At 72.7% G+C, this 26,734-nt stretch carries 23 protein-coding genes and 1 pseudogene; 15 read left to right on the top strand and 9 right to left on the bottom strand.

Features of this window, described 5'->3' with window-relative positions; genetic code table 11:
• Positions 1-37: 37 nt before the first annotated feature.
• On the bottom strand, positions 38-1,783 hold the full coding sequence (locus ACIRU3_RS23310) for an MFS transporter (RefSeq protein WP_404059255.1): 1,746 nt from the start codon (positions 1,781-1,783) through the stop codon (positions 38-40).
• Positions 1,784-1,946: 163 nt separating this feature from the next.
• Between ACIRU3_RS23310 and ACIRU3_RS23305 the strand changes: the two genes are divergently transcribed.
• From ACIRU3_RS23305 to ACIRU3_RS23290, 4 genes are all read left to right on the top strand, one after another.
• Positions 1,947-3,134 carry a lipid-transfer protein gene (locus tag ACIRU3_RS23305; RefSeq protein ID WP_404059253.1) on the top strand — a complete coding sequence of 396 codons (1,188 nt, stop codon included), beginning with the start codon at positions 1,947-1,949 and terminating at the stop codon, positions 3,132-3,134.
• 64 nt (positions 3,135-3,198) lie between these two features.
• Positions 3,199-4,635: an MFS transporter gene (locus tag ACIRU3_RS23300; RefSeq protein ID WP_404059251.1), complete on the top strand. Its 1,437-nt coding sequence runs from the start codon at positions 3,199-3,201 to the stop codon at positions 4,633-4,635.
• 51 nt (positions 4,636-4,686) lie between these two features.
• A complete protein-coding gene (locus ACIRU3_RS23295) occupies positions 4,687-5,226 on the top strand; it encodes a SigE family RNA polymerase sigma factor (RefSeq protein WP_404059249.1) in 540 nt (179 codons plus the stop codon).
• Positions 5,226-6,047, top strand: coding sequence for a hypothetical protein (locus tag ACIRU3_RS23290; RefSeq protein WP_404059247.1), 822 nt, complete (start codon positions 5,226-5,228; stop codon positions 6,045-6,047). The genes ACIRU3_RS23295 and ACIRU3_RS23290 overlap by 1 nt, the downstream gene beginning before the upstream one ends.
• Before the next feature lie 25 nt (positions 6,048-6,072).
• Here ACIRU3_RS23290 and ACIRU3_RS23285 read toward each other — a convergent pair whose 3' ends face one another.
• Positions 6,073-6,684 carry a response regulator gene (locus ACIRU3_RS23285; protein WP_404059244.1) on the bottom strand — a complete coding sequence of 204 codons (612 nt, stop codon included), beginning with the start codon at positions 6,682-6,684 and terminating at the stop codon, positions 6,073-6,075.
• A gap of 223 nt (positions 6,685-6,907) precedes the next feature.
• Between ACIRU3_RS23285 and ACIRU3_RS23280 the strand changes: the two genes are divergently transcribed.
• Complete coding sequence (locus ACIRU3_RS23280; RefSeq protein ID WP_404059240.1) at positions 6,908-8,476, top strand: alpha-L-arabinofuranosidase B; 1,569 nt, start codon at positions 6,908-6,910, stop codon at positions 8,474-8,476.
• Here ACIRU3_RS23280 and ACIRU3_RS23275 read toward each other — a convergent pair.
• The 3 genes from ACIRU3_RS23275 to ACIRU3_RS23265 are packed head-to-tail and all read right to left on the bottom strand — an operon-like array spanning position 8,454 to position 11,383.
• Positions 8,454-9,731: a sensor histidine kinase gene (locus ACIRU3_RS23275; protein WP_404059238.1), complete on the bottom strand. Its 1,278-nt coding sequence runs from the start codon at positions 9,729-9,731 to the stop codon at positions 8,454-8,456. The two genes, ACIRU3_RS23280 and ACIRU3_RS23275, sit on opposite strands and share 23 nt — an antisense overlap.
• A gap of 15 nt (positions 9,732-9,746) precedes the next feature.
• Positions 9,747-10,463 (bottom strand): ABC transporter permease, encoded by a 717-nt coding sequence (locus ACIRU3_RS23270; protein ID WP_404059236.1) that lies wholly within the window; start codon positions 10,461-10,463, stop codon positions 9,747-9,749.
• Positions 10,463-11,383 carry an ATP-binding cassette domain-containing protein gene (locus ACIRU3_RS23265; protein WP_404059234.1) on the bottom strand — a complete coding sequence of 307 codons (921 nt, stop codon included), beginning with the start codon at positions 11,381-11,383 and terminating at the stop codon, positions 10,463-10,465. The genes ACIRU3_RS23270 and ACIRU3_RS23265 overlap by 1 nt, the downstream gene beginning before the upstream one ends.
• A gap of 241 nt (positions 11,384-11,624) precedes the next feature.
• On the opposite strand from ACIRU3_RS23265, the gene ACIRU3_RS23260 reads away from it, so the two are divergent.
• Genes ACIRU3_RS23260 through ACIRU3_RS23250 form a run of 3 tightly spaced genes read left to right on the top strand, consistent with a single transcriptional unit; the run spans position 11,625 to position 14,540 of the window.
• Complete coding sequence (locus ACIRU3_RS23260) at positions 11,625-12,482, top strand: MaoC/PaaZ C-terminal domain-containing protein (protein ID WP_404059231.1); 858 nt, start codon at positions 11,625-11,627, stop codon at positions 12,480-12,482.
• Positions 12,483-12,512: 30 nt separating this feature from the next.
• Complete coding sequence (locus ACIRU3_RS23255; RefSeq protein ID WP_404059229.1) at positions 12,513-13,589, top strand: Zn-dependent alcohol dehydrogenase; 1,077 nt, start codon at positions 12,513-12,515, stop codon at positions 13,587-13,589.
• Between the two features lie 12 nt (positions 13,590-13,601).
• Complete coding sequence (locus tag ACIRU3_RS23250; RefSeq protein WP_404059227.1) at positions 13,602-14,540, top strand: 3-oxoacyl-ACP reductase; 939 nt, start codon at positions 13,602-13,604, stop codon at positions 14,538-14,540.
• A 324-nt stretch (positions 14,541-14,864) separates the two neighbouring features.
• Here ACIRU3_RS23250 and ACIRU3_RS23245 read toward each other — a convergent pair whose 3' ends face one another.
• Entirely contained in the window at positions 14,865-16,112 is a 1,248-nt protein-coding gene (locus ACIRU3_RS23245; protein WP_404059225.1) for a hypothetical protein, read from the bottom strand.
• 186 nt (positions 16,113-16,298) lie between these two features.
• Here ACIRU3_RS23245 and ACIRU3_RS23240 point away from each other — a divergent pair, with 186 nt between their 5' ends.
• The 3 genes from ACIRU3_RS23240 to ACIRU3_RS23230 are packed head-to-tail and all read left to right on the top strand — an operon-like array spanning position 16,299 to position 19,363.
• Positions 16,299-17,207 (top strand): Nif3-like dinuclear metal center hexameric protein, encoded by a 909-nt coding sequence (locus tag ACIRU3_RS23240; RefSeq protein ID WP_404059222.1) that lies wholly within the window; start codon positions 16,299-16,301, stop codon positions 17,205-17,207.
• A complete protein-coding gene (locus ACIRU3_RS23235; protein ID WP_404059481.1) occupies positions 17,204-17,947 on the top strand; it encodes a zinc ribbon domain-containing protein in 744 nt (247 codons plus the stop codon). The genes ACIRU3_RS23240 and ACIRU3_RS23235 overlap by 4 nt, the downstream gene beginning before the upstream one ends.
• A 12-nt stretch (positions 17,948-17,959) precedes the next feature.
• Positions 17,960-19,363, top strand: coding sequence for a bifunctional RNase H/acid phosphatase (locus ACIRU3_RS23230; RefSeq protein WP_404059219.1), 1,404 nt, complete (start codon positions 17,960-17,962; stop codon positions 19,361-19,363).
• Here ACIRU3_RS23230 and ACIRU3_RS23225 read toward each other — a convergent pair.
• Both ACIRU3_RS23225 and yaaA read right to left on the bottom strand, forming a co-directional pair.
• A complete protein-coding gene (locus ACIRU3_RS23225) occupies positions 19,335-19,997 on the bottom strand; it encodes a bifunctional 4-hydroxy-2-oxoglutarate aldolase/2-dehydro-3-deoxy-phosphogluconate aldolase (protein WP_404059216.1) in 663 nt (220 codons plus the stop codon). The genes ACIRU3_RS23230 and ACIRU3_RS23225 overlap by 29 nt on opposite strands.
• A gap of 165 nt (positions 19,998-20,162) precedes the next feature.
• Positions 20,163-20,945, bottom strand: a complete 783-nt coding sequence (gene yaaA, locus ACIRU3_RS23220) for a peroxide stress protein YaaA (RefSeq protein ID WP_404059213.1) — start codon at positions 20,943-20,945, stop codon at positions 20,163-20,165.
• 74 nt (positions 20,946-21,019) lie between these two features.
• On the opposite strand from yaaA, the gene ACIRU3_RS23215 reads away from it, so the two are divergent.
• On the top strand, positions 21,020-22,453 hold the full coding sequence (locus tag ACIRU3_RS23215) for an RNB domain-containing ribonuclease (protein WP_404059211.1): 1,434 nt from the start codon (positions 21,020-21,022) through the stop codon (positions 22,451-22,453).
• A 76-nt stretch (positions 22,454-22,529) separates the two neighbouring features.
• Here ACIRU3_RS23215 and ACIRU3_RS23210 read toward each other — a convergent pair whose 3' ends face one another.
• Positions 22,530-24,152 carry an FAD-dependent oxidoreductase gene (locus tag ACIRU3_RS23210; RefSeq protein WP_404059208.1) on the bottom strand — a complete coding sequence of 541 codons (1,623 nt, stop codon included), beginning with the start codon at positions 24,150-24,152 and terminating at the stop codon, positions 22,530-22,532.
• Between the two features lie 46 nt (positions 24,153-24,198).
• Here ACIRU3_RS23210 and ACIRU3_RS23205 point away from each other — a divergent pair, with 46 nt between their 5' ends.
• The 3 genes and pseudogenes from ACIRU3_RS23205 to ACIRU3_RS23195 form a co-directional block, all read left to right on the top strand.
• Positions 24,199-24,819, top strand: coding sequence for a TetR/AcrR family transcriptional regulator (locus tag ACIRU3_RS23205; RefSeq protein ID WP_404059205.1), 621 nt, complete (start codon positions 24,199-24,201; stop codon positions 24,817-24,819).
• 225 nt (positions 24,820-25,044) lie between these two features.
• Positions 25,045-25,869, top strand: a complete 825-nt coding sequence (locus ACIRU3_RS23200) for an AraC family ligand binding domain-containing protein (RefSeq protein WP_404059202.1) — start codon at positions 25,045-25,047, stop codon at positions 25,867-25,869.
• A 19-nt stretch (positions 25,870-25,888) separates the two neighbouring features.
• A pseudogene (locus ACIRU3_RS23195) lies at positions 25,889-26,668 on the top strand (DMT family transporter); the annotation flags it as partial.
• Between the last annotated feature and the right edge of the window lie 66 nt (positions 26,669-26,734).

The following is a 26,734-nucleotide window of genomic DNA, read 5'->3' as shown; positions in this document are numbered from 1 at the left end:
TCGTCCGGAGACGTCCGAGGGCAGTCCCGGCAGAGCGCTACGCGCTGACAGTCTCCGCGGGCAACGAAAGATCCAGATCGACGGCGCGCTCTTCCCCGGAATGCGTGGCGGAAGAGGCCAGTGGACCGTGTCCGGCGGCCCGTGCGGCCAGCACATAGGCACCCTCGGCCGGAACGCCGACCGCGTAGCTGCCGTCCTCGGCGGAGACGGTCGCGCCCGCCTGCCGTCCCCGCCGGTCGATCAGGGTGACCTTGGCCCTGGCCACCGGTGTGCCGGCGGCGTCCAGCACCCGGCCCCGGAAGCCCCGCAGTGCCTCCTCGGCCCGCTCCAGCGCGGCGTCCTCCTCGCTGCTCGCCCGCAGCCGAGTGTGCTGCTGAGCCGGGCGGCCGGCACTCGGCAGGAACACCGCGAGCAGCAGGCCGACCGCGACGGCGGCCGTGGCGATCAGGAAGGAGACGCGGAAGCCGTGCATGGTCGGGATCGCGATGCCGCCCACGTTGTTCGCCGTGTTGGCCAGCACCATGCCGATGACGGCGCTGGAGACGGACGTGCCGATGGACCGCATCAGGGTGTTGAGGCCGTTGGCCGCGCCGGTCTCCGAGGCCGGGACGGCGCCGACGATCAGCGCGGGCAGGGAGGAGTAGGCGAGGCCGATGCCGGCGCCGAGCACCACGGAGGTGACGATCGTCTGCCAGGCGGCGTTCATCAGGCCGAGGCCGCCGCCGTAGCCGAGGGCGATGATCATCAGGCCGATGATGAGGGTGGTCTTGGGGCCGTAGCGGGCGGACAGGCGGGCGTAGACCGGCGCCGTGAACATCATCGTCAGGCCCAGCGGGGCCACGCACAGACCCGCGACGACCATGGACTGCCCGAGGCCGTAGCCGGTCGCGGCGGGCAGCTGGAGCAGCTGGGGCAGGACCAGCGAGACGACGTAGAAGCTGACGCCGACCATGATCGAGGCGAGGTTGGTGAGCAGCACCTCGCGGCGGGCGGTGGTGCGCAGGTCGACCAGGGGCGCCTGGATGCGCAGCTCGTACAGGCCCCACAGCAGGAGCACTGCGGCGGACGCGCCGAACAGGCCGAGCGTGGTGCCGGAGGACCAGCCCCAGTCGCTGCCCTTGGTGATGGGGAGCAGGAGCAGTACGAGGCCGGTGGACAGGCCTATCGCGCCCAGCAGGTCGAAGGAGCCCTCGGCGCGCATCCGGGACTCGGGGACGACGAGGAGGGTGAGCACGATGGAGAGGACGCCGAGGCCGGCGGCACCGTAGAAGAGGGCGTGCCAGTCGGCGTGCTGCGCGACCAGGGCCGCTGCGGGCAGCGCGAGGCCGCCGCCGACGCCGATGGAGGAGCTCATCAGGGCCATGGCCGAGCCGAGCTTCTCGCGCGGCAGCATGTCCCGCATCAGGCCGATGCCCAGCGGGATCGCACCCATGGCGAAGCCCTGCAGGGCACGGCCCGCGATCATCGTGAGCAGCTGGCTGGTGAGCGCGCTGACCAGGGCGCCGACCACCATCACGGCGAGGCTGAGGATCAGCATGCGCCGCTTGCCGTAGAGGTCGCCGAGCCGGCCCATGATCGGGGTGGCCACGGCGCCGGACAGGAGGGTCGAGGTGAGGACCCAGGTGGCGTTGCTCGGGGCGGTGCCCAGCAGCTGCGGCAGGTCCTTGATGACCGGCACGAGCAGCGTCTGCATCACCGCGACCACGATGCCCGCGAAGGCGAGCACCGGGACCACGGCCCCGCCGGCCCTCCGGGTGGGCTGGTCGGTCGTCGTGTGCGTCATTGAGTAAGGCCTCCCGCGTGACATAAGTGCCCGGTAAACCTCGTATGCACAGGCAACTATTCCGTTGCTTCGGGACCCTAATGAATCCTTGACCAACTCATGGGTTTCTGAACTGTCGTCAGGGTCTGGTCTGTTGGTGGAACACGTTCTAGTCTGGCCCGCCATGAAGGCCTATGTCGCCGGGGTCGGAATGACGCGCTTCGAGAAGCCCGAGACCCGTGAATGGCAGTACTGGGACATGGTGCGGGAGGCGGGGGGAGCGGCGCTCGCGGACGCCGGCATCCCGTACGCCGATGTAGAACAGGTTCCCGTCGGCTACTGCTTCCAGCCCTCGACCGCCGGCCAGCGCGCCGCCTACGAGCTCGGCCTCACCGGGATCCCCGTCTACAACGTCAACAACAACTGCGCGACCGGCGCCAGCGCGCTCATGCTGGCCCGGCAGCTGGTCGAGGGCGGCGTCTGCGACTGCGTGCTGGCGCTCGGCTTCGAGAAGATGAAGAGGGGCGCGCTCGGGGGAGGCGCCGACGGAGGGGACTTCTCCACGTCTCCGGTCGCCCGGCACTACGGTGTCATGGCCGCCCGGCACGGCTTCGAGATGAGCCCGCCGACCGCGCAGATCTTCGGTGACGCGGCGCGCGAGCACATGGAGCGGTACGGCACCACCGAGGCCCAGCTCGCCGCGGTCGCCGCCAAGAACCACCGCCACTCGGCGCACAACCCCTACGCCCAGTTCCGGGACGTGTACGAGGTGGACGACATCCTCGCCGCGCGCATGGTCCACCGACCGCTGACCAAACTGCAGTGCTCGCCCACCTCGGACGGCGCGGCGGCGGCCGTGGTGGTGTCGGAGCGGTTCGCCGAACAGCGGTCCCTGACCGGCCTGGTCGAGATCGTCGCGCAGGCCATGACCACGGACACCGAGGAGTCCTTCGCCTCCGGCTCGTGCATCGACGTCGTCGGACAGCCGATGTCCCGCGAGGCGGCGCGGCAGGTGTACGAGCGTGCCGGGCTCGGCATCGAGGACGTGGACGTCGTGGAGCTGCACGACTGCTTCTCCGTCAACGAACTGCTGACGTACGAGGCGCTCGGCATGTGCCCGGTGGGCGAGTCCGGCAAGCTCGTGGAGTCGGGCGCGACGACCTACGGGGGCCGGTGGGTGGTGAACCCCTCGGGCGGGCTGATCTCCAAGGGCCACCCGCTGGGCGCGACCGGTCTCGCCCAGACCGCCGAGCTGGCCTGGCAGCTGCGCGGCGCGGCGGGGGAGCGGCAGGTGCCCGGGGCCCGGGTGGGTCTCGCGCACAACATCGGGCTGGGCGGGGCGGCGGTGGTGACACTGCTGCGAGCGGTGTAGGTCGTACGACCCAGGGGTCCATGGTCCGAAATACCGATGCAAGGACCGTAACCGGGTTGAGAGCATGACACCCATGCTCGAAGCCACCGACGTCTCCCCTATATCCCGCCGCACCGCGCACCCGGCCTGGCTCGTGGTCGCGCTGGCCTGCGCCGGCCAGTTCCTGGTCGTGCTCGACGTGTCCGTGGTCAACGTCGCGCTGCCGTCGATGCGCACGGATCTCGGGCTCAGCGACTCCGGGCTGCAGTGGGTGGTGAACGCGTACGCCATCGCCTTCGCCGGCTTCATGCTGCTCGGCGGGCGGGCCGGTGACCTGTACGGCCGCAAGCGGATGTTCCTCGTCGGGCTCGGCCTCTTCACGCTGGCCTCGCTGGGCGGCGGCCTGGCCCAGGAGGGCTGGCAGCTGCTGCTGGCGCGCGCCGTGCAGGGACTGGGCGCGGCGGTGCTGGCGCCCGCGACGCTGACACTGGTGACGGCCGCGGTGCCCGAGGGACCGGCCCGGGCCCGGGCGATCTCGACCTGGACCGCGGTCGGCGCCGGCGGCGGGGCCGCGGGCGGAGTGGTCGGCGGGGTGCTGGTGGACGTGCTGTCCTGGCGGTGGGTGCTGCTGATCAACGTGCCGGTGGGTGCGGTGGTGCTCGCCGGTTCCGTGCTGTGGCTGACGGAGAGCCGCGCCGGGGACCGGCGGCGCCTGGACCTGCCGGGCGCACTGCTCGTGACGGCCGGCCTCGCGACCCTGGCCTACGGCATCGTGCAGACCGAGGCGGAGGGATGGACGGCGGCGGCCACCCTGATCCCGCTGCTCGCCGGACTGGCCCTCATCGGCCTGTTCCTGCTGGTCGAGGCCCGTACGACGGCTCCGCTGATGCCGCTCGGGCTGCTGCGGCTGCGTTCGGTGGCGTCGGCGAACACGGCGATGTTCGTCTCCGGCTCGGCGATGTTCTGCATGTGGTACTTCATGACGCTGTACTCCCAGAACGTGCTCGGCTACTCGCCGCTGGAGGCCGGTCTCGCCCTGGTGCCCAGCTCGCTGGCGGTGGTGCTGGGCTCCAAGCTGGCGCCCCGCCTGATGCGGTCGGCCGGTGCGCGCACGGTGGCGGGCCTGGGCACGCTGGTGGCCGCGGTGGGCTTCGGCTGGCAGTCGACGATGGGCCCGCACGAGGGCTACCTCACCGGGATCATGGTCCCGGGAATCCTGATGATGCTCGGCGCGGGCCTGGCCGCGACCCCGCTGGCCTCGCTGGCCACGTCGGGCGCGGCGCCGGGGGATGCCGGACTGGTGTCGGGGCTGGTCAACACCTCGCGCACGATGGGCGGTTCGCTCGGGCTCGCCGTCATGTCGGCCATCGCCGCGGCCGGAACGGGCAGCGGCGGCGGCGCCGAGGCGCTGACGGACGGCTACGCGCTCGCCTTCCGCGCGAGCACCGCGCTGCTGCTCGGCGGGGCGGTGCTGATGCTGGTGTGGCTGCCGAGAAGAATTTCTCCGGTTTCCGCGAAGTGAGGCAACGATCCGGGCGCCCCGTGGACTCCTTCTGACATCTAGGAGGTGCCCATGGGGGATCGGAAGCAGGCTCGGGACGAGGAGTTCCAGAGCTTCGTGATCGGCCGCTGGCCGCGGCTGATGCGTACGGCATTTCTCCTCACGGGGGAGCAGCACGCCGCGGAGGACCTGGTCCAGTCGACGCTCGAACGGGTCTATGTGGCCTGGCGCAAGGTCGGCTCGGCCGACGATCCGGAGGCGTACGTACGGCGGGTGATGATCAACGCACACGCGCGCAGACACCGACGAAGGCTGAAGGAGTTCCTGGCTCCGCGGGACGACTCGGGCCTGGTGCGTGAGATGCCCGACACGGGCGACCGCATCGCACAGGCCGACGACCGCAGTGCCCTGCTCAAGGCGCTCGCCCACCTGCCCGCGCGGCAGCGGGAGGCGGTGGTGCTGCGCTACTGGGAGGACCTGACGGAGACCCAGACGGCGGAGGCGATGGGCTGCTCGGTCGGCACGGTCAAGAGCAACACGGCCAAGGGGATCGCGAAACTCCGGGCCGTACCGGGACTGGCCGAGACGGTGACGCAGGGAGGGCTGAAGTGATGAGTGCGGACCAGAACAGGAACCACGACATGAGCCGGACGGACATCGCCCTCCTCCTCGCGGACGCCGCCGACGAGGTCGAGATCGGCACCGCCCCGGTGCAGGCGGTCCTGCGCGGCGGCCGGCGACGCAGGGCGCGGCGGTGGGCGGTGGCGGCGACGGCGGTGGTGGTGGCCGGGTCGACGGGCGCCCTGGCGGTGACGGGGCTGCCGGGCGCAGGGCAGGGCGACCGGCAGACGAACGTGGCGAAGCCGCCGGCCTCGCCTCAGGCGCGGCATGTCTATGAGCCGCAGCGGACCGAGCTGGCCAGGGGGACCTACCGGGGCAAGGAGTGGCACGTCGCCGTCCAGGTGTGGGGAGCGCCGCAGAACGAGGACGAGGCGGCCCGGCAGTTCGACGCCATGGCGGAGCTGGGCATCGAGCCGGTGGACGACAAGCCCGCCGCGCTGGTCGGCAGGATCTCGTACTTCGTGACCCGGAAGTACGGCAGCGAGCCTCCTCGGCAGTTCCTGTTCGACTCGCGGAAGAAGCTGGAGCGACTGTCGGGCAAGGACCTCCAGTCCGCCACCAATCCCCTGGACGACACGAGCGAGCCCAAGGGGGACCGGCTGGTCGTCGGGGAGGTCGCCAAGACCGCGCGGGAGGTCACCTGCACCTGGAAGGACGGCACGACGACCGTCCTGAAGAGCGGCCCGGTCGTCTACGAACACAACCTTCCGAAGCCGGCGATCGTGCCGGCCGAGGGGTATCCGACGGCGAACTGGTTCGTGTGCGTGGCACCCGAGAGGACCACCTACCGGACGGTCGAGGTGACGAAGTAGCCCGGAGAGCGAGAAGGAGGCCCGCTCACAGCCACCCCTGCTGCCGGGCCTCCCGTACCGCCTCCGCCCGGTTGCGGGTCCCCGTCTTGCCGATGGCGGCGGACAGGTAGTTGCGGACCGTCGACTCGGACAGATGCAGCTTGGCGGCGACGTCGGCGACCGTCGCCCCCTCCGCCGACGCCTTCAGCACATCGCACTCACGCGGAGTCAGCGGGTTCGGACCGGCGCTGAGCGCGGCCGCCGCCAGCGCCGGATCGACCACGGTCTCCCCGGTGAGCACACGCCGGATCGCCTGGGCCAGGTCCTCCACGGGCCCGTCCTTGACGAGGAAACCGGCTGCCCCGGCCTCCATGGCCCGGCGCAGATAGCCGGGCCGGCCGAAGGTGGTCAGGATCAGCACCCGGCAGTCGGGCACCTGGTCGCGCAGCTCCGCCGCCGCGTCCAGGCCGCTGATGCCCGGGAGTTCGATGTCCAGCAGGGCCACGTCCGGCCGGTGCAGGAGCGCGGTGTCCACGATCGCGTCGCCGGCGGAGACCTGGGCGACCACCTCGATGTCGTCCTCCATGCCGAGCAACAGGGCGAGGGCGCCGCGCATCATGCCCTGGTCCTCGGCGAGCAGGACTCGGATGTTCTTCACGACCCAAGGGTAGCCAAGGGCGGCAAATCAAAGACACGTCATGGTTCGGGGCCGCGGGGGTTGACGGCTTCCGATGGAAAGCAAACAATCGCCTCTGCATTTCCGGTAATTGTTCGGCATTTCGATGTCGAATTGGTTCGGTATTTCGATCGAACGGTGTCCGGTATATCGACCAACCCGTTCGACGCCCCCACCGCCCCACGAGGAACCGAAGAGGTGCACCGTGTACCCAGACCCCGCGCGCGCCCGTCCCCGACGGATCTCAAGCGCCGTCCTCTCCCTGCTCGCGACGCTCGCCACCGTCGCCGCCCTGCTGCTCGGCGTCGGTGCCCCGCAGGCCGCCGCGGCGAGTTCGCTGCCCTGCGACGTCTACGCGGCCGCGGGCACGCCCTGCGTCGCCGCGCACAGCCTGGTCCGGGCGCTGTACTCGTCGTACAGCGGCTCGCTCTACCAGGTGAAGCGGGCCTCCGACGGCGCCACCGCGAACATCGGCCTGTCGGCGAGCGGCGGGTACGCCGACGCGGCCGCCCAGGACTCCTTCTGCTCCGGCACGACCTGCATCATCACCGAGATCTACGACCAGTCCTCGCGCCACAACGACCTCACCGTCGAGGGCGCGGGCGGGGCCGGTGCGGCCGACGTCGGGGCGCCCGCGGACGCCCTGCCGGTGACCGTCGGCGGGCACCAGGTCTACGGTCTGGAAATCTCCGCAGGCATGGGCTACCGGGACAACTCCACCTCGGGCGTGGCCGTCGACGGGCAGCCCGAGGGGATGTACATGGTGACCTCCGGCACCCACGTCAACAACCGCTGCTGCTTCGACTACGGCAACGCCGAGACGAACAACACGGACACCGGCAACGGTCACATGGACGCCATCAACTTCGGCACCGAGTGCTGGTTCTCGCCCTGCTACGGGCAGGGGCCCTGGGTGCAGGCAGACCTGGAGAACGGGCTGTTCCAGTCCGACGCCGGGTACAGCAGGAACACGTCCGGCATCGGCACCGGACCGCTGCCGTTCGTGACCGCGCTGCTGAAGAACAACGGACAGAACCATTTCGCGCTGAAATACGGCAATGCGCAATCCGGCCGGCTGACGACGACGTATTCGGGCGGTGAGCCGACCGCCGGCGGGTACGCGCCGATGCACCAGGAGGGCGCGATCGTCCTCGGCACCGGCGGCGACAACAGCAACGGCTCCATCGGGTCCTTCTTCGAGGGCGTGATGACCTCCGGCATTCCGACGGACGCCGCCGACGACGCCATCCAGGCCGACATCGTCTCCGTCGGCTACGGCGGCCCGACGGGCAGCACCGGCACGCTCGGCGCCGGCTCGGAGATCTCGCTGCGCGCGACGACGTCCTGCTGCACCACCGAGTACGTCCGCCACCAGAACGACGTGGCCGCCATCTCCTCGGTGACGTCGGGGAGTTCGTCGCTCGACAAGAACGACGCGACCTGGATCGTGCGCCGGGGGCTCGCCGACAGCTCCTGTGTCTCCTTCGAGTCGCGGAACTATCCCGGTGACTTCCTGCGCCACTTCGACTTCCGGCTCCACCGGCAGCCCATGGACGGAACCAGCCAGTTCCGGGCCGACGCCACCTTCTGCCCGCGGACCGGCAAGAGCGGCACCGGCACCTCGTTCGCCTCGTACAACTACCCGACGAGATACCTGCGCCACTACGACCGGAACCTCTGCATAGCGAGCAACGGCGGCTCCAACGCCTGGGACAGCAGCACCTCGTGGAGCGACGACGTGAGCTGGGCGGTCAGCTCGCCCTGGGCGCCGTAGCCACTCCCGCCGCGGCCAGTTCCGCCGGGTCCACCGGGAGTTCGGCGGTGACCGTGAAGCCGCCGCGCGGCGACGGGCCGGCCCTGAGGGAGCCGCCCGCCGCCGCGAGGCGCTCGGTCAGACCCTTCAGGCCGGTGCCGCCGATGCCCTCCGCGGGGCGGGTCACGGCCTTGCCGCTGCCGTTGTCCGTGACGGTGAGGCTAGCCCGCTCGCCGCTGCTCTCGACGATGATCTCGCAGCGGGTGGCGTCGCTGTGCCGGACGACGTTGGTGACCGCCTCGCGCACCACCCAGCCGAGCAGCGCCTCGCTCTGCGGGGCCAGCGGTGTCCCGGACTGCCGTACCACCGGTTCCACGCTCGTCGCGGACAGCGCCGAGCGGGCCCGGGTCAGCTCGGTGGCCAGGCTGCCCTCGCGGTAGCCGGTCACCGCCTCGCGGATCTCGGTGAGCGCCTGCCGGCCCACCGACTCGATGTCACCGATCTGCGTCAGCGCCGCGTCCATGTCGCGCGGGGCCAGCCGCCGGGCGGCCTCCGACTTCACCACGATCACCGACAGGGTGTGGCCGAGCAGGTCGTGCAGATCGCGGGAGAAGCGCAGCCGCTCCTTCTCCACCGCCCGCCGGGCCAGCTCCTCCCGGGCGGCGCGCAGCTCCCGCACGGCCTCGGACAGGCCGAGGATCGCGGCGGTCACCATGCTCGACAGGAAGGTCGCGTAGCCGATGTTCGACGCATCCCCCCAGCCGTCGCGGACGCCGGAGACCGCCCCCGCGTACACCGCGAGCAGCACGCCGGTACGGCCCAGCCAGGGGCCGCGCAGGGTGGCGCCGGTCGCGAGGCCCAGCAGCGGGAAAAACATCAGCCAGCTGCCGCCGTACCCGACACCGAGGCCCGTGGTGAGCAGGACCATCAGCCCCAGCGCGACCCGGGTGGAAACCGCCTCGCGCCTGGCCCGGTCGAAGGAGCGGAAGGTGACGTAGATGTACAGCGAGTTGAAGGCGAGCAGGCCCAGGCCGCCGATCCACGGGTTCGGGGTCTCGCCCTGGAGCAGGTTGGAGAAGGACCCGAGGCCCATCAGCAGCCATGGCAGCAGGGCGAAGCCGGTGGGCGGCGGGCCGGGGTGGTCGCCGGCCGGGGCACCCCCGTTCTTCCGGGCGGCCCTGCGCTCGGCCTTGAAGCGGTCCATGTCCGCCTGCCATCGGGCCCGTGCCGCCCGCTCGTCCTTGATGCGGCATCGTGCGCCCGCCCACCACGACATCTCTTCGTCCCCCGATCAGATGGTTCCCGCCCGGCGGCGGTACGACAGCACAGCGTACGAACCGAACACCAGGAGCCAGAAGGCCAGCACGATGATGGCACCGAGGGCGGGCCGGTGCCCCTGCGCGACCGAGGTGCCGAGCTGGGCGAACCGGAGGGTCGGAGTCCAGTCGGACACGGCGCGCAGCCAGTGCGGGAAGAGAGCGACCGGGAACCACAGGCCGCCCAGCACCGCCAGACCCAGGTTGCACACCATGTTGACCACCCCGGTGGAGGGCCCGGTCAGCCGGTAGCCGTTGCCGAGGCCGAGCAGGGTGAAGGGGAGCGAGCCGAGCCACAGCAGCAGCGTGATCGCGGCCCACTGCCAGGCCGCCAGCCGGACCCCGTTGACCAGCCCGCCCGCCGCGAGCACCGCGACGATCGCCGGCAGCACGGTCACCGCTCCCGTCAGGGCCCGGCCCGTCACCACCTCGCGCGGGGTCATCGGTGTCACCCGCAGCTGCCGCAGCCAGCCGGTCGCCCGGTCCTCGGCCACCGCGCCGCCCGTGTTCAGCGCCGAGCCGACCGCGCCGTAGGCGGCCATGCCGACCATCGAGGCCGTCTTCCAGGCCCCGTCGTTCTCGCCGAGGTTGGTGAACAGCAGATACATCATCACCGGCATCGCGACGCCGCCGATCACGAAGCCCGTGTCGCGCAGGGTCCGGCGGACCTCCAGGCGTATGTAGGCGAGCATCACACCGCCTCCCGGTCGCGCGGGGTGCGGGCGTCGCCCGAGGTGAGGGCGAGGAACGCGTCGTCCAGCGAGGCCCGGGCCACCTCCAGGTCCCGGATCGCGCCCAGTTCGGCGAGGGCGACCACCGTCGCGTCGGAGTCGTCGGTGCGCAGCCGTGCCCGGCCCCCGCGCACCTCCACCGACCGCACACCGGGCAGCAGGGCGAGTCCCTGCGGGTCGCGGCCGGCCGGATCGACGGTCACGAGGTTGCCGCCCGCCGCACGGCGCAGCTCCTCACCGGTGCCGTCGGCGACGATCCGCCCCTGGTCGACGACCACGATCCGGTCGGCGTACGCGTCCGCCTCCTCCAGGTAGTGCGTGGAGAACAGCACGGTGTGGCCACGGCGGGCATAGGTCCGCATGGAGTCCCAGAAGGCGTGCCGGGCCGCCACGTCCAGCGCCGCCGTCGGCTCGTCCAGCACCAGCAGCGCGGGGTCCCCGGCGAGCGCCACGGCGAACCGCACCCGCTGGATCTGCCCGCCGGACAGCCGGTCCACCCGCCGCCCGGCCAGGTCCGCGATCCCGGCCAGCTCCAGGGCCCGCGCCACCGGCATCGGCGATGGGTAGAGGGAGACGACGAAGCCGACCAGCTCGCCCACGGTGACCCGGGGCACCGGGCGGGCGTCCTGCAGCATCGCGCCCACCCGGCCGGCCCGCACCGCCCGCTCCGGCTCGGCACCGAACAGTTCCACCGACCCGGTGTCGGGTGCGAGCAGGCCGAGCAGCAGCCCGATCGCGGTCGACTTGCCGGCGCCGTTGCGGCCCAGCAGGGCCACGGTCTCGCCGCTCGCGATGTCCAGATCGATGCCGTCCACGGCGCGCACGGCACCGAATGTCCTGACCGCCCCCGTGAAGGACACGGCGCTCTGCGTCTGTGTCATGCCTACGACGGTAGGAATCCGGGCCCTGTCGTCGGCAGATGCGCATGTACGGACTCGGGCAGTACAAATGTCACGGACCGCGACCTGACGCAGTGTCAGGAGACTTCACAACTCCGGGGTGCTGGGCTATACAGGGGGCGCCGGACTGGAACGCGTTCTAGATCGGCTCGTAGCGACCTCGGTGCGGCCGACGGTGCGGACGGTCGTGCCGAGGTCTTCTCGACGCCACGTCAGGAGCCCCATGCCCATCGACGCAGCCAAGGCCCTCGCCGCGGAACCCCGTTCCGGCGAGATCACCTGGACTCCGAAGGACGTCCAGCTCTACCACCTCGGCATCGGCGCCGGCATCCCCGCCACCGACCCCGACGAGCTGCGCTACACCCTGGAGTCCCGGCTGCACGTCCTGCCGAGCTTCGCCACCGTCGCCGGCGCCGGCTCGCCCGGGGTGATCAGCGGGCTGGCCATGCCGGGCGTCGAGGTCGACCTGGCCCGCGTCCTGCACGGCGGCCAGTCGCTGACCGTCCACCGCCCCATCCCGGCGCAGGGCACCGCCACCGCCACCTCCCGCATCGCTGCCGTGTACGACAAGGCCAAGGCTGCCGTCCTCGTGATGCGCACCGAGGTCGCCGACGCCGACGGCCCGCTGTGGACCAACGACGCCCAGATCTTCGTACGTGGAGAAGGCGGCTGGGGCGGCGACCGCGGCCCCGCGACGCGCCTCGAACCGCCGGCCGGCGAGCCCGACCGGACCGTCGAACGGCGGATCCGCGAGGACCAGGCCCTCCTCTACCGTCTCTCCGGCGACTGGAACCCGCTGCACGCCGACCCCGAGTTCGCCAAGGTCGCCGGGTTCGAACGGCCCATCCTGCACGGACTGTGCACGTACGGCATGACACTCAAGGCGGTCGTCGACACGCTGCTCGGCGGGGACGTGAGCCGGGTGCGGTCGTACACCACCCGGTTCGCGGGCGTCGTGTACCCGGGGGAGACCCTGCGGATCCGTATGTGGCGGCAGGCCAAGGCCGTGCGGGTGGCCGTGAACGCCGTCGAGCGGGACGACGCACCCGTCCTCGCCGACACCATCGTCGAACACTCCTGAGCCAGCCCACCGCCTGAGGGGAGCCGCACCATGCGCGCAGCCGTACTGCACGAGATCGGCCAGGAAAAGCTGGAGGTCCTCGACGACGTCGAGGCGGTGGGGTTCGGGCCCGGCAGGGTGCGGGTCCGGGTGCGGGCCACCGGACTGTGCCACTCGGACCTGTCCGCCATGAACGGGGTGCTGCCCCAGCCGGCCCCGTTCGTACCCGGCCACGAGGGCGCGGGCGAGATCCTCGAGGTCGGCGAGAACGTCAAGCACCTGAAGCCCGGCGACCGCGTCGTCATCTGCTGGCTGCCCGCCTGCGGAGCCTGTCCCGCCTGCAAACGCGGCCAGACCGAGCTGTGCCTGGCCGGGTTCATGAACGCGGGCACCCCCAACTTCAGGCGCCCCGGCGGTGACGTCTTCGGCTTCGCGGGCACCGGCACCTTCGCCGAGGAGGTCGTCGTGGACGCCGGCTGCGCCGTGCCGATCCCGGACGACGTGCCCTACGACATCGCCGCCCTCATCGGCTGCGGCGTGACGACCGGACTCGGCGCCGCCCTCAACACCGCCGACGTGGAGGCCGGTTCGTCGGTCGCCGTCATCGGCTGCGGGGGCGTCGGCATCTCCGCCGTGCAGGGGGCGCGGCTGAACGGCGCCGCCGAGATAGTCGCCGTGGACCCGGTCGCCTCCCGGCGCGAGTCCGCGCTCCGGTTCGGCGCCACCAGGGCGATCTCGCCGGACGAGCTGGCCGACGCCAAGCAGCAGGTCACCGGCGGCGAGGGCTTCGACTACGTCTTCGAGGTCGTCGGCAGGTCCGCCACCGCCCGCACCGCGTACGAGAACACCCGGCGCGGCGGCACCCTCGTCGTGGTCGGCGCGGGCGCCATGGACGACTTCCTGCAGCTCAACATGTTCGAGCTGTTCTTCGACGAGAAGCGGATCCTGCCCTCCATGTACGGCGGCGGTGACGTACTGCGCTCCTACGAGCGCACGATCGCCCTGTGGCGGGCGGGCCGCGTCGACCTCGCCGGCCTGATCACCCACCGGGTGCCGCTGGCCGGGATCAACGAGGCACTGGACCAGATGCGTACCGGGACGGCCCTGCGTACGTGCATCGAGATCTGAGGACTGACCCGCATGCCACTGCCACTTGAGGGACTGTCCGCCGTCGTCACCGGCGCCGGGCGGGGCCTCGGCCGTGCCGAGGCCCTCGAACTCGCCGGGCTCGGCGCGGCCGTCGTCGTCAACGACTACGGACAGCCGGGCCGAGACGGCTCAGGCGCGGCGTCGGCCGGGCCCGCCGAGGAGGTCGCCGCCGAGATACGCGAGCGGGGCGGCCGGGCGGTCGCGCACACCGGAGACGTCTCCGACCTCCAACAGGCCGGAGAACTCCTCGACCTGGCGATCACCGAGTTCGGCAGGCTGGACATCCTCGTGAACAACGCGGGCATCCTGCGCGACCGCATGGTCTTCTCCATGACCGAGGACGAGTGGGACTCGGTGATCCGCGTCCACCTCAAGGGACACTTCAACACCACCCGCTTCGCCGCCGCGCACTGGCGGGACCGCGCCAAGGCGGCCGGAGGGTCGGTGTACGGGAGGATCGTGAACACCTCCTCGGAGGCGTTCCTGGCCGGATCCGCGGGACAGCCCAACTACGCGGCGGCGAAAGGCGGAATCGTCGGCCTGACCACCTCCACCGCCCTCGCCCTCGCCAAGTACGGCGTCACGGCCAATGCCATCTGCCCGCGCGCCCGGACCCGGATGACGGAGGACGTCTTCGCGGGCCTGGCCCGGCCCGAGGACGGCCTCGATCCGCTCGCTCCCGAGCATGTCGCCCCGCTCGTCGGCTATCTGGCCTCGCCCGCCGCCGCCCGGGTCAACGGCCAGCTCCTCGTCGTCCACGGCGGCATGGTCGCCGTCGTGGAACGGCCGCGGGTGCAGGCCAAGTTCGACAGCAAGCAGGAGACGTTCACGTACGACGAACTCGACGCGCTGCTCACCCCGCACTATGCGGACCGGGCGCCGGGGGAGACGTTCGCGGCCGCGGAGGTGCTGGGCCTCAAGCGCGGCTGACGGGAGGCAGAAAGAGAAAGAGAAAGAGGGGGTGCCCGTCGTCCGACGGGCACCCCCTCTTCCCACTACGGTCAGGCAGCCGCCTCTGCGGTCTCCTCATTCGGCTTGCGGTGACGCCCGCGCGGAGCCGTCTCACCGTCCTGGGCCGCGACCGGGCCCCGGTGCCGGCCGTGGCCGGCTGCCTCCTGAGAGCCGGCAGACAGCGGCTGAGTCGTGCTGGTGTCGCTCATCGGAAGAATTCACCCCGTAAACAAGATCTCTTACAGCCGGGCGAGTCTAACCGGCAGACCACGGGCCGAATCCAGGCGGCCACGCCGACCGGTGCTACTTCGTTACAAGTCGGCCGAGCGGGGCCTGTTGCAGCGGTACGGGACGGGTCGTCACAGGCTCCGGAGGATCCGGTTCCGCCGCCTCCCGGGACGCCTCGGGCACCCCGGCAGCCGTGCCGTCACGGACCGGATCCTCCAGACCCGCCTCCCCCGGTCCCCCCGTTTCCCGCGGGGTCGCGACGGCAGAACCGCACGCGGTCCCCGCGCTCCCCGTCTCCCCCCAGGGCACCGTCAGCTCCGCCACGCCGCACGGGACCTCCCCCGTGGCGTAGGGCAGCCGCAGCACCCCGTCCCGCGTCCACAACCCGGACCCGTGCAACCATCCCTCGGGTGCCGGAAGATGGCTCACCTGCCGCTCGGCGGGCCGCCAGATGCCGACCCAGCTGCCGAACGGCCCGTCGATACGCAGCGCCACCGCACAGTTCTCCGGCATCAGCACCTGCTCCGGCTGGATCGCGAACGGCGTCACCGGGCAGTCCGGGACGCGCAGACACTCCGGGAAGCGCACCGGCAGCGTGCTGCCCATGACCCCCCAGCCCAATCGTTCCTGCCCCGGGGAGGGCGCGTCCGAGGAGATCAGCAGCAGCCCGCTGTCCGGGTCGGCGAGCAGCAGCCGGTCGTCGCTGTCCGCCGCGATCTGCAGCAGGGGCGAGATCTCGCCGCCGCGCTCCAGGTCGACCACGACCGTCTTGGTGCGCCCGCCGAGTTCCCGGTCCAGCGCGAGCATCCGCCCGGTGCGGTCCAGCCAGACCCCGCCCGAGCAGCGTCCCGGGACCTCCGCCAGCCGTTCGGGGCCGAAGGCGCCGCCCGCCACCAGCCACACCGCCGTGGCGCTCGGGCCGACGGCGAGGGCGTACGCGTGCGCTCCGCCCGGCGCCGGCGGCAGCAGCGTGAGCCGGGTGCCCGGTTCCGGGCACTCCACCGCGCCCAGCGGCAGCTCGCCGGTGCCGGGGCCGGTCGGGTACAGCAGCGAGAAGGTGTGCCGGTGCTCCACCAGCCGGTGGATCAGCACCCGCCCGTCCGCCATCGGCTGCACGCGGGTGCCGGGCTCTTCCGGCTGATTGCCGGGCAGCGGCACGGCGTACGGCTCCGGGCCGTCCAGTGTCCAGCGCTCCGGGAACCAGCAGTCGCCGTCCAGCGTGAGGCGGGCGGCGTACGCGCCGTCCGTCGTGATGGCGCACCCCGTCCCCGGCACACCGTCGTGCTCACCGGTGGAGGGGGGTTCGATCGCACAGGCCGTCATCGTTCGGTCACCTCCGGCGACGAAGCTAGTTTTCGCACGCACAGACGTGGGACCGGCCGAACCGTGCTTCACACATACGTGTGGCGCAGAAGCGATTCACCTGAGGAAGTGGGTGCCCCTGTGCTGAGCGGGACCGGGGGAGCGGATGCGGTACAGCCCCGCGGAACAGCCAGGTAGCCTTTCCCCGTGCCCCGTCTGTCTGAAGTCATCGCCGCGCTGGAGAACCTGTGGCCCGCCGCGCGGGCCGAGTCCTGGGACGCGGTCGGCACGGTCGTGGGCGACCCCGGCCAGGAGGTCACCCGGGTCCTGTTCGCCGTCGACCCCGTCCAGGACATCGTGGACGAAGCGGTGAAGCTCGGCGCCGGCCTGCTGGTCACCCATCACCCGCTCTATCTGCGCGGGACGACCACGGTCGCGGCCTCCACCTTCAAGGGCCGCGTCGTGCACACGCTCATCAAGAACGACATCGCCCTGCACGTCGCCCACACCAACGCCGACACGGCCGACCCGGGCGTCTCCGACGCGCTCGCCGGCGCGCTGGACCTGCGGGTCGTACGACCCCTCGTGCCGGACCCGACCGACCCGGAGGGCCGCCGGGGCCTGGGCCGCGTCTGCGAACTCGACCACCCGCTGACCGTGCGCGAGCTGGCCGCCCGGGCCGCCGAGCGGCTGCCCGCCACCGCGCAGGGAATCCGGGTGGCCGGCGACCCCGAGGCGGTCGTCCGCACGGTCGCCGTCAGCGGCGGCTCGGGCGACAGCCTCTTCGACCAGGTCCGGGCGGCCGGCGTCGACGCCTTCCTCACCGCGGACCTCCGCCACCACCCGGCGTCCGAGGCCGTCCTCCACAGTCCCCTCGCGCTGCTCGACGCGGCGCACTGGGCCACCGAGTGGCCCTGGTGCGAGCTGGCCGCAGCCCAGCTCGACGAGATCTCCGACCGCCACGGCTGGGACCTCAGGGTCCATGTCTCCAAGACGGTCACCGACCCCTGGACCGCCCACGCGGCGTCCTCCGTCACCGCCCACCCGTCGCCCACCACCACCCTTCCAACGAGCGCTTCGCGCGCCCCTTCCGATACCACGGGAGCCCCCAACTGAACGCCGCGCCCGCCGACCAGATCCGACTCCTCGACGTCCAGGCCCTCGACGTCCGCCTGCAGCAGCTGGCGCACAAGCGGAGGTCGCTGCCCGAGCACGCCGAGATCGAGTCGCTGAACAAGGACCTGACGCAGCTGCGCGACCTGCTGGTGGCCGCGCAGACCGAGGAGAGCGACTGCGCCCGCGAGCAGACCAAGGCCGAGCAGGACGTGGACCAGGTGCGCCAGCGTGCCGTCCGCGACCAGCAGCGCCTGGACTCCGGCGCGGTCACCTCGCCGAAGGACCTGTCCAACCTCCAGCACGAGATCGCCTCCCTCGCCAAGCGGCAGGGCGACCTGGAGGACGTCGTCCTGGAGGTCATGGAGCGCCGCGAGGCAGCACAGGCGCGGGTCGGTGAGCTGACCGAGCGGGTCGCCTCCGTCCAGTCGAAGATCGACGACGCGACCGGCCGCCGGGACGCCGCCTTCGAGGAGATCGACGGCGAGATCGCCTCGGTGACCAAGGAGCGCGAGGTCATCGCCGGCTCCGTCCCCGCCGACCTGCTCAAGCTGTACGACAAGCTGCGCGCGCAGCAGGGCGGCATCGGTGCGGCCAAGCTGTACGCCCGCACCTGCCAGGGCTGCCGTCAGGAGCTGGCGATCACCGAGCTGAACGAGATCCGTAAGGCGGCGCCGGACACGGTCGTCCGCTGCGAGAACTGCCGCCGCATCCTGGTGCGCACGGCCGAGTCGGGTCTGTAAGGGGCGGACGCGGTGCGGGAGTTCATCGTCGAGGCCGACGGCGGGTCACGGGGCAACCCGGGGCCCGCGGGCTACGGGGCCGTGGTGAGCGACGCGGTGACGGGGGAGACCCTGGCCGAGGCGGCCGAGTACATCGGCGTCGCCACGAACAACGTGGCCGAGTACCGGGGACTGCTGGCCGGCCTGCGTGCCGCGCACGCCCTGGACCCCGCCGCCCGGGTCCATGTCCGGATGGACTCCAAGCTGGCCGTCGAGCAGATGTCGGGCCGCTGGAAGATCAAGCACCCCGACCTGAAGCCCCTCGCGGCCGAGGCGGGCCGGGTCTTCCCGCCCGGCCGGGTCACCTACGAGTGGATGCCGCGCGAACGCAACAAGCACGCCGACCGCCTGGCCAACGAGGCGATGGACGCGGGCGCCAAGGGCGAACAGTGGTCCCCGTCGCGGTCCCGGGCCGACCTGGACACCCCACGGGCCGTACCCGAGCCGTCGGGCCCGCCCGGAGACGCTGCGGCGGGTGCGGCGAAGGCCCGGGCCGCGCTGGCGGAGGGCCGCGCCACCGATTCCGCGCGGCCGGCGGCCGCTCCGGCCTCGACCACCGCGGCCTCGACCACCGCGGCCTCGACCACCGCGGTCGAGGCAGCCGCGGTCGAGGCAGCCGCAGCCGAGGCCGCCCCAGCCACCGCAGCCCCGGGCAGTCGTGCCGCCGGGGCGGCCCCCGTCGCGCGGCAGGCGGCGCCTCCCGGCGGGCGGCAGCCCTCCACGCCCGGCTGGAGCGCGGCCCCCGACCTGGGCGCGCCCGCCACCTTCGTCCTCCTCCGCCACGGCGAGACCCCGCTCACCCCCCAGAAGCGCTTCTCCGGCAGCGGCGGCACCGACCCCTCCCTCTCCGACGCCGGCCGCGAGCAGGCCCGGCGGGTCGCGGAGGCACTCGCCGGACGCGGCACGATCCAGGCCGTCGTCGCCTCCCCGCTCGCCCGCACCCGGGAGACCGCCGGCGTCGTCGCGGCCCGCCTCGGGCTGGACGTGGCCATCGAAGAAGGGCTGCGGGAGACGGACTTCGGCGCCTGGGAGGGCCTCACCTTCGGCGAGGTCCGCGAGCGCCACCCGGACGACCTGAACACCTGGCTCGCCGACCCGGAGGCGCACCCCACGGGCGGCGGCGAGAGCTTCGCCGAGACCGCCGTCCGGATCGAGGCGACCCGCAAGAAGCTGGTCGCGGCCTACGCGGGCCGCACGGTCCTGCTGGTCACACACGTCACCCCGATCAAGACCATGCTGCGCCTCGCCCTCGGCGCCCCGCCCGAGTCGCTGTTCCGGATGGAGCTGTCCGCCGCGTCCCTGTCGGCCGTGGCCTACTACGCGGACGGCAACGCGAGCGTGCGGCTGTTCAACGACACGTCCCATCTGCGTCCCTGAGCCCGGCGGCGGCCCGCGCCAGCTCCTCGACCCGGGCCCAGTCCCCGGCGGCCACCGCGTCCGCCGGGACCATCCAACTCCCGCCCACGCAGCCGACGTTGGGAAGGGACAGATACTCCGGCGCGGTCGCCGGGCCGATCCCGCCCGTCGGGCAGAAGCGGGCCTGCGGCAGCGGACCGGCCAGGGACTTCAGATAGGCCGTGCCGCCCGCCGCCTGGGCCGGGAAGAACTTCATCTCCCGCACCCCGCGCTCCAGCAGCGCCACCACCTCCGAGGTGGTCGACACGCCGGGCAGGAACGGCACCCCGGACGCCCGCATCGCCGTCAGCAGCCCGTCCGTCCACCCGGGGCTGACCAGGAACCGCGCCCCGGCCGCCACGCACTCGGTCACCTGCTCCGGCGTCAGGACCGTGCCCGCGCCGACCACCGCGTCCGGCACCTCGCGGGCGATCGCCCGGATCGCGTCCAGCGCGGCGGGCGTCCGCAGCGTCACCTCGATCGCGGGCAGCCCGCCGGCCACCAGTGCCCGCGCCAGGGGTACGGCGTCGGAGGCGTCGGACACCACCACGACGGGCACGACGGGTGCGAGATCCAGCACGGAGGCAGCCGGGGAGGAGGGCAGGGGTGAACTCATGCCCTCATCGTGCCCACGGGTGGCATCATGCGCAAAGGGCGTTGCACATGATGCAATGAGATCAGCAGGCTCTCAGCGTGCCTTCGAGCGGATCCCTCAGTGCACCCCTCAGTCCCCCGGGTACATCCCTCCGCGCATCCGTCGGTGGACCCGGCGCTGCATCCGTCAGTGGATCTCCTCCACCAGCACATCCAGCGACCACGGCTTGCCGGCCCTGCCCGGCGCCTCCGCCTCCACCTGGTACCCGAGGTCCCGCAGCGCCGCCACCAGCTCGGCGGGGTCCTTCGGGGCGCCCCCGGCCGACAGCAGGCTCCGTACGATCCGGCCCTTCGTCGCCTTGTTGAAGTGGCTGACGACCTTCCGTGTCGGCGCGTGCAGCACCCGTACGGTCGCCGTCCGCCCGGCGATCTCGCCCTTCGGCTTCCAGGCCGCCGCGTAGGCGGCGGAACGCAGATCCAGCACCAGGCCGTCGCCGGCCGCCTCCGGCAGTACCTCGGCCATCGGCGCACGCCAGTGCCCGGACAGCGCACCGAGACCCGGCAGCTTCACGCCCATCGAGCAGCGGTAGGAGGGGATACGGTCCGACACGCGCACCGCGCCCCACAGCCCCGAGAAGACCAGCAGCGAGCGCGCCGCACGCCGCTTCGCGGCCGCGTCCAGCGAGGCCAGGTCCAGGGCGTCGTACAGAACCCCGGTGTAGATCTCCCCGGCGGGGCGGGCCCCGGCCGCCCGCAGTCCGGCGTTCTTGGCGACCTCGCCCCGCAGCCCCTCGCTCAGCCCGAGTACCTCGCGCGCCTTCTCCTCGTCACCGGCGCACAGCTCGACCAACTCCCCGAGCACCGCCTCCCGGGCACCGGCCAGCCCCGGCAGGGACAGCGACTCCGGCTTCAGCGGGGCGCCCCGGCCCGAGGACGCCTTGCCTTCCGAGGGCGGCAGCAGGACAAGCACGGGTACTCCTTCGTCTAGAGATCTGCGCCAGCGTACGGGGTGCTGGGCACGCGCCTTCGCCCTACGCTCGACACATGCCCCGCCGCACGATCCGCGTGACCGGCGCCCCGCAGGCCCCCCTCGGGGTCGCCCTCGCCGCGCTCCGCGCCGAACTCGGCGTACCGGAGGCCTTTCCGGCCGGGGTCCAGGAGGAGGCCGAGCGGTCCGCGCAGGCGCCCGCCCTGCCGTCGTACGACGCCACGGACCTCCCCTTCTTCACCGTCGACCCGCCCACCTCCACCGACCTCGACCAGGCGATGCACCTGTCCCGGCAGGGCACCGGCTACCGGGTCCGGTACGCCATCGCCGACGTCGCCGCCTTCGTCGCACCCGGCGGGGCGCTGGACGCGGAGGCGCACAAGCGGGTGAACACCCTCTACTTCCCCGATCTGAAGGTGCCGCTCCACCCCGTCGAGCTCAGCGAGGGCGCCGCGAGCCTGCTGCCGGGCCGGACACGGCCGGCCGTGCTGTGGACCCTCGACCTGGACGCGGAGGGCCGAACCGTCGCCGTCGACGTGCGCCGGGCCCTGGTCCGCAGCACGGCGCAGCTCGACTACGCGGGCGTGCAGCGGCAGATCGACAGCGGGACGGCCGAGGAGCCGGTCGCGCTGCTGAAGGAGATCGGCCTGGCCCGGGAGCGGCTGGAGGTGGAGCGCGGCGGCATCTCGCTCAACGTCCCCGAACAGGAGATCACCGAGCGGGACCACACCTATGAGCTGGCGTACCGCGCCCCGCTGCCCGCCGAGGGCTGGAACGCCCAGGTGTCCCTGCTCACCGGCATGGCCGCGGCCGGCCTGATGGTGACCACCGGCACCGGCGTCCTGCGCACCCTCCCGGCGGCACCCGACGGCGCGGTGGCCCGGCTGCGCCGCACCGCGGTCGCCCTGCACATCGACTGGCCGCACCACGTGTCGTACGCGGCGCTGATCCGCACCCTCGACCCGCACGACACCCACCACGCGGCCTTCCTGCAGGAGTGCACGACCCTGCTGCGCGGTGCGGGCTACACGGTCTTCCGGGACGGCAACCTGCCCACGATCACCACCCACGCCGCCGTCGCCGCCCCCTACGCCCACTGCACGGCCCCGCTGCGCCGCCTCGCCGACCGCTACGCCTGCGAACTCTGTCTCGCGGCCGCCGCCGGCCAGGCCCCGCCCGCCTGGGTGCTCGCCGCACTCGACGCCCTGCCCCAGCGGATGGCCGAGGGCAGCCGGCGCGCGGCCACGGTCGAGCGGGAGTGCGTCGACATCGTCGAGGCCGCCCTCCTCAGGGACCGGGTCGGGGAGGTCTTCGACGGCTGCGTGGTGGAACTCTCGGACCACCAACCAGCCGTGGGCACCGTGCAGTTGGAATCACCGGCCGTGATCGGCCGGATCGAGGGCGAGTATCTGCCGCTCGGCGAAAGTCTGCGGGTCCGGCTCACCCGGGCGGACCCGGGCACGGCAGGGATTCTGTTCGCGCCCGCGTGAGGGCGCGGCCGGGGCGCGGGCGTGACCTTCGGGCCGGCGTGAGCGCTCGTACGACACCGTCGGCGTCGCGGCGGGCTCAGGCGGCGGGCCGGGCGATGCTCGCCGGAGTGCCGAGCCAGCGCTCCAGGGCCGCGGGCAGGGCATCGGCCCCGTCACCGCCGTCCGCCGCCCATGCCACGAACCCGTCCGGCCGCAGGAACAGCGCGGCCAGGTCCGGCCGGGCGGGGCAGGCGGCCGTCAGGACGTCCAGCCGGTCGTCGTACTCCTCGGCGCGGGCACGCAGTCCGGGGTCGTCCGTGAGGTCGAGCAGCAGGGCCCGGCCGGTGTGCAGCCGGTCGCCGAGCCGGGTGCCGTCGGCCAGCTCCAGGTCGGGGGCGCTGTGCCCGGTCAGCGGGTGGTCGCCGGGCAGGTCGTAGGTCTGCCAGACGCCGGAGATCCGGGTGACCAGGTAGGTGGTGCCGGTGGTCGTCAGGGCCAGGTCGGTCATCACCCGGCGCAGGGCGCGGGCGTGCCGGTCCGGGCGCATCACCGCGATCTGCGCGCGGGTCCAGTCGAGCACCCAGGCGCCGATCGGCCGCCGTTCGGCGGTGTAGCTGTCCAGCAGGGCCTCCGGCGCCCGGCCGCGCACCACGGCGGCGAGCTTCCAGCCGAGGTTCATCGCGTCCCCGATGCCGAGGTTGAGCCCCTGCCCGCCGAACGGCGAGTGCACGTGCGCCGAGTCCCCCGCGAGCAGCACCCGGCCCTTGCGGTAGTCCGTGACCTGGCGGGCGTTGTCGGTGAACCGGGTCGCCGTGACCACCTTCGTGACGGTCACCTCCGGGACCCCCGACACCCGGCGCAGGCTCGCCTGGAGCTCCTCGGCCGTGACGGGCGCCGACCGGTCGGCCGGGGGACCGCCGAACTCCACGCTGAGGACGCGTCCCGGGAAGGGGCCGTGGACGTATGTCCCCGTGTCGGTCGTGTTCCAGCCCACGCCCAGACGCTCGGCGCCGGACATCTCCACGACCGCCTGGTAGCCGGTGATCTCCGGATCCGTCCCCGGGAAGTCGAATCCGGCGAGCTTGCGGACCGTGCTGCGGCCGCCGTCGCAGCCCACCAGCCAGCCGGCCCGGATCGCCTCGGGGCCACCGAGGTGTACGGTCACCCCCTCCTCGTCCGCCTCGAAGCCGGTCAGCTCCACGCCCCGGCGCACCTCGACGCCCAGTCGCGCGGCCCGCGCGGCCAGGATCCGTTCCAGCTGTGCCTGCGGCACCCCGAGGCCGGCGTCGGCGACCGGGCCGACCTCCGCCCAGACGGGGGCGGAGCCGTCGAACAGATCGGCGTCCATCATGATCCCGGCGAAGTGACCCGCGAACTTCGGGGGCATGCGGGGCTCGCCGTCCTCCCGACCGGACGCCTCCTTCCTGCCGGAGGCCCCCGCGTTGCCTCCGGCCCCCTCTTTGCCGGCGGCCTCCTTCTTGAAGGCGCGCATCCGTTCCAGCGCGGCCTCCCACACCGCCGTCAGCTCCGGCAGCAGGCCGCGCCGGTAGAACGCCACCGCGCTCGGGATGTTGATCGCACCCGCCTTGATCGTCTCGTCGATCTCGGTCAGCCGCTCCACGACCAGCACGCGCGCCCCGCCGAGCCCCAGCTCGCAGCCGAGGAACAGCCCCACCGGCCCGGCGCCGGCCACCACCACGTCGTAATCCGTCGTCGTCATGACTTTACTATAGTCACTAAAAATTTCGAGCCGCTATAATTTACTCATGACGGACGGCGAAGAGGCAGAACTTCCCCTGAGGGAGCGCAAGAAGCGGCAGACGCGGCAGCGGATCTCCGACATCGCGACGGGGCTGTTCGTGGAGCGAGGCTTCGACCAGGTGGCCGTCACGGAGATCGCCCGGGTGGCCGGTGTCTCCGCCATGACGGTCTTCAACTACTTCCCTCGCAAGGAGGATCTGTTCCTCGACCGCATCCCGGAGGCCGTCGAGACCTTCACCGGGGCGGTGCGCCGACGTGGTCCCGGCGAGACCCCGCTCGCCGCGCTGTGCCGCCTCGCGCTCGAACTCCTCGACCAGCGGCATCCGTTGGGCGGGGTCGACGACGACTTCCCGGCCTTCTGGCGGGTCGTCATCGGCTCGCCCGGTCTGCGTGCCCGCGCCCGCGAGGGGGTGGAGGAGCTGGAGGTGGCCCTCGCCGGGGCCTTCGCGGAGGCGGGGGTCGCGGAGCCGGACCTCCTCGCGGCGCTGACGGTCGCCGCCTATCGCACGGTGTACGTCGCCTCCGCGCGCCGGCTGCTCGCGGGGGAGCGGGCGGTCGAGGTCGCCGAGGACCACCGGGTCCGGATCCGGGCCGCCTTCGAGGCGCTGGAGCGGGTGCTGCCGTAGGGGAGCGGACCCGGGTGCCGCGGAACCTTGACGGCTGACACCAGCCGCTGCTGCGGGCCTGCGCCGGCGACCTGGACCTGGCCCGCGCCGTCCGGGCGTTCGCCCACGGCATGGTGATCCTGGAGATCCACGGCAGGTTCCCGGCCGATGCCGACCAGGACGCGGCATGGAAGCGGGGCCCGAAGGCGTTGCACGCTTGGCAGGGAGTACGCAAGGGGGTGTGCGATGGCGGAACAGGCGCTGTGGACCAGGGCGCGACTGGGCCGGTGCGGCCCGCCGCTCGATCTGCTCACCGCGAGCTTCCGGCAGCACGTCTACGCCCCGCACGCCCACGACGAGTACACCGTCGGCGTCTGCGTGGGCGGCTCCGAGGTGATCGACTACCGGGGCGGCCACATCCGCACCGGCCCCGGCACGATCGTCGTCCTCGAACCCGGCGAGATGCACACCGGCGGACCGGGCACCCCCACCGACGGCTACGCCTACCGCGCCCTGTACGCCGAGCCGGCCCTGCTGGTCGACGGCACCCTCGGCGGTCTCCCGCACTTCCGCGAACCACTCCTGGCCGACCCCGAGCTGGCGGCCGCCCTCCGTGCGACGCACGCCGACCTCAGCGCCTGCCCCGATCCCCTGGAGGCCGAATCCCGCCTCCCCTGGCTGCTGACAGCCCTGGCCCGCCGCCACTCCACGGCCAGACCGCTCTGCGACCGCATCCCCGGCACCGCCAGCCTCGCCCTGACCGTCCGCGACCGCCTGGCCGACGAACTCATCGCTCCTCCCTCCCTCGCCCTGCTCGCCGCCGACCTGGGCCTGTCCCGCTACCAGCTCCTACGGGCCTTCCGTACGACGATGGGCATACCCCCGTACGCCTGGCTGGCCCAGTACCGGGTGACGCGGGCGCGGGGTCTGCTGGAGGCCGGACTGCGACCGGCGGAAGTGGCGGCTCTGGTGGGCTTCGCGGACCAGGCACACCTCACCCGCTGGTTCCGTCGGGTGCTGGGGGTGACCCCGGCGGCGTACCGCAACAGCGTTCAAGACGTCGCCGCCTGACCCGGCCGAAACTCGCCCCATGACTGCACGCGGCTGGTTCCTGTTCTCCCTGATGGGAGTGGTCTGGGGCATTCCCTACCTGATGATCAAGGTGGCGGTGGACGACCTGTCCCCCTCCATGGTGGTGTTCACGCGCTGTGCGCTCGGCGCGCTCCTCCTGCTCCCGTTCGCGATCCGCCAGGGCGGCCTGATCCGCGTCGTCCGCACCCACTGGCGTCCCATGCTGGCCTTCGCGTGCATCGAGATCATGGGCCCGTGGTTCACCCTCACCGACGCCGAACGGCACCTGTCCAGCTCCACGGCGGGCCTGCTGATCGCGGGGGTACCGATCGTCGGGGTGCTCCTGGCCCGCTTCTTCGGCGACACCGAACGCCTCGGCGCGCGGCGGGTCGCGGGCCTGGCCCTGGGCCTCGTCGGCGTCGCGGTCCTCACCGTCCCGCACCTCACCGGCGGCGACGCGCGCTCGCTGGGCGAGGTCCTGCTGACCGTCCTCGGCTACGCGACCGCCCCGCTGATAGCCGCGCGGTGGCTGAAGGATGTGCCCACCCTCCAGCTCACGGCCCCGTGCCTCACCCTGGCCGCCCTGGTATACGCCCCCGCGGCCGCGGTCACCCGGCCGTCCGCCGTACCGTCGGGCCAGGTCCTGGCCTCCCTCGCGGGCCTCGGCGTCATCTGCACCGCGGTCGCCTTCGTCGCCTTCCTGGAACTGATCAAGGAGGCGGGCCCGACCCGGGCGACGGTCTTCACCTACGTCAACCCGGCGGTCGCGGTGGCGGCCGGTGCGCTGTTCCTGGACGAATCCCTGACGACGGGCATCGCCGTCGCCTTCACCCTGATCCTGGCGGGCTCGGTACTGGCCACGGCG

It is taken from the genome of Streptomyces sp. NPDC101151, assembly GCF_044768335.1.
Taxonomy (GTDB): Bacteria; Actinomycetota; Actinomycetes; order Streptomycetales; family Streptomycetaceae; genus Streptomyces.
This window is presented reverse-complemented; position numbering and strand designations above follow the sequence as displayed.

Coding starts and splice junctions, on each gene's coding strand:
- ACIRU3_RS23310 (WP_404059255.1), bottom strand. CDS start 1,783: ATGACGCACACGACGACCGACCAGCCCACCCGGAGGGCCGGCGGGGCC.
- ACIRU3_RS23305 (WP_404059253.1), top strand. CDS start 1,947: ATGAAGGCCTATGTCGCCGGGGTCGGAATGACGCGCTTCGAGAAGCCC.
- ACIRU3_RS23300 (WP_404059251.1), top strand. CDS start 3,199: ATGACACCCATGCTCGAAGCCACCGACGTCTCCCCTATATCCCGCCGC.
- ACIRU3_RS23295 (WP_404059249.1), top strand. CDS start 4,687: ATGGGGGATCGGAAGCAGGCTCGGGACGAGGAGTTCCAGAGCTTCGTG.
- ACIRU3_RS23290 (WP_404059247.1), top strand. CDS start 5,226: ATGAGTGCGGACCAGAACAGGAACCACGACATGAGCCGGACGGACATC.
- ACIRU3_RS23275 (WP_404059238.1), bottom strand. CDS start 9,731: ATGTCGTGGTGGGCGGGCGCACGATGCCGCATCAAGGACGAGCGGGCG.
- ACIRU3_RS23270 (WP_404059236.1), bottom strand. CDS start 10,463: ATGCTCGCCTACATACGCCTGGAGGTCCGCCGGACCCTGCGCGACACG.
- ACIRU3_RS23265 (WP_404059234.1), bottom strand. CDS start 11,383: ATGACACAGACGCAGAGCGCCGTGTCCTTCACGGGGGCGGTCAGGACA.
- ACIRU3_RS23260 (WP_404059231.1), top strand. CDS start 11,625: ATGCCCATCGACGCAGCCAAGGCCCTCGCCGCGGAACCCCGTTCCGGC.
- ACIRU3_RS23255 (WP_404059229.1), top strand. CDS start 12,513: ATGCGCGCAGCCGTACTGCACGAGATCGGCCAGGAAAAGCTGGAGGTC.
- ACIRU3_RS23250 (WP_404059227.1), top strand. CDS start 13,602: ATGCCACTGCCACTTGAGGGACTGTCCGCCGTCGTCACCGGCGCCGGG.
- ACIRU3_RS23245 (WP_404059225.1), bottom strand. CDS start 16,112: ATGACGGCCTGTGCGATCGAACCCCCCTCCACCGGTGAGCACGACGGT.
- ACIRU3_RS23225 (WP_404059216.1), bottom strand. CDS start 19,997: ATGAGTTCACCCCTGCCCTCCTCCCCGGCTGCCTCCGTGCTGGATCTC.
- ACIRU3_RS23215 (WP_404059211.1), top strand. CDS start 21,020: ATGCCCCGCCGCACGATCCGCGTGACCGGCGCCCCGCAGGCCCCCCTC.
- ACIRU3_RS23210 (WP_404059208.1), bottom strand. CDS start 24,152: ATGACGACGACGGATTACGACGTGGTGGTGGCCGGCGCCGGGCCGGTG.
- ACIRU3_RS23205 (WP_404059205.1), top strand. CDS start 24,199: ATGACGGACGGCGAAGAGGCAGAACTTCCCCTGAGGGAGCGCAAGAAG.
- ACIRU3_RS23200 (WP_404059202.1), top strand. CDS start 25,045: ATGGCGGAACAGGCGCTGTGGACCAGGGCGCGACTGGGCCGGTGCGGC.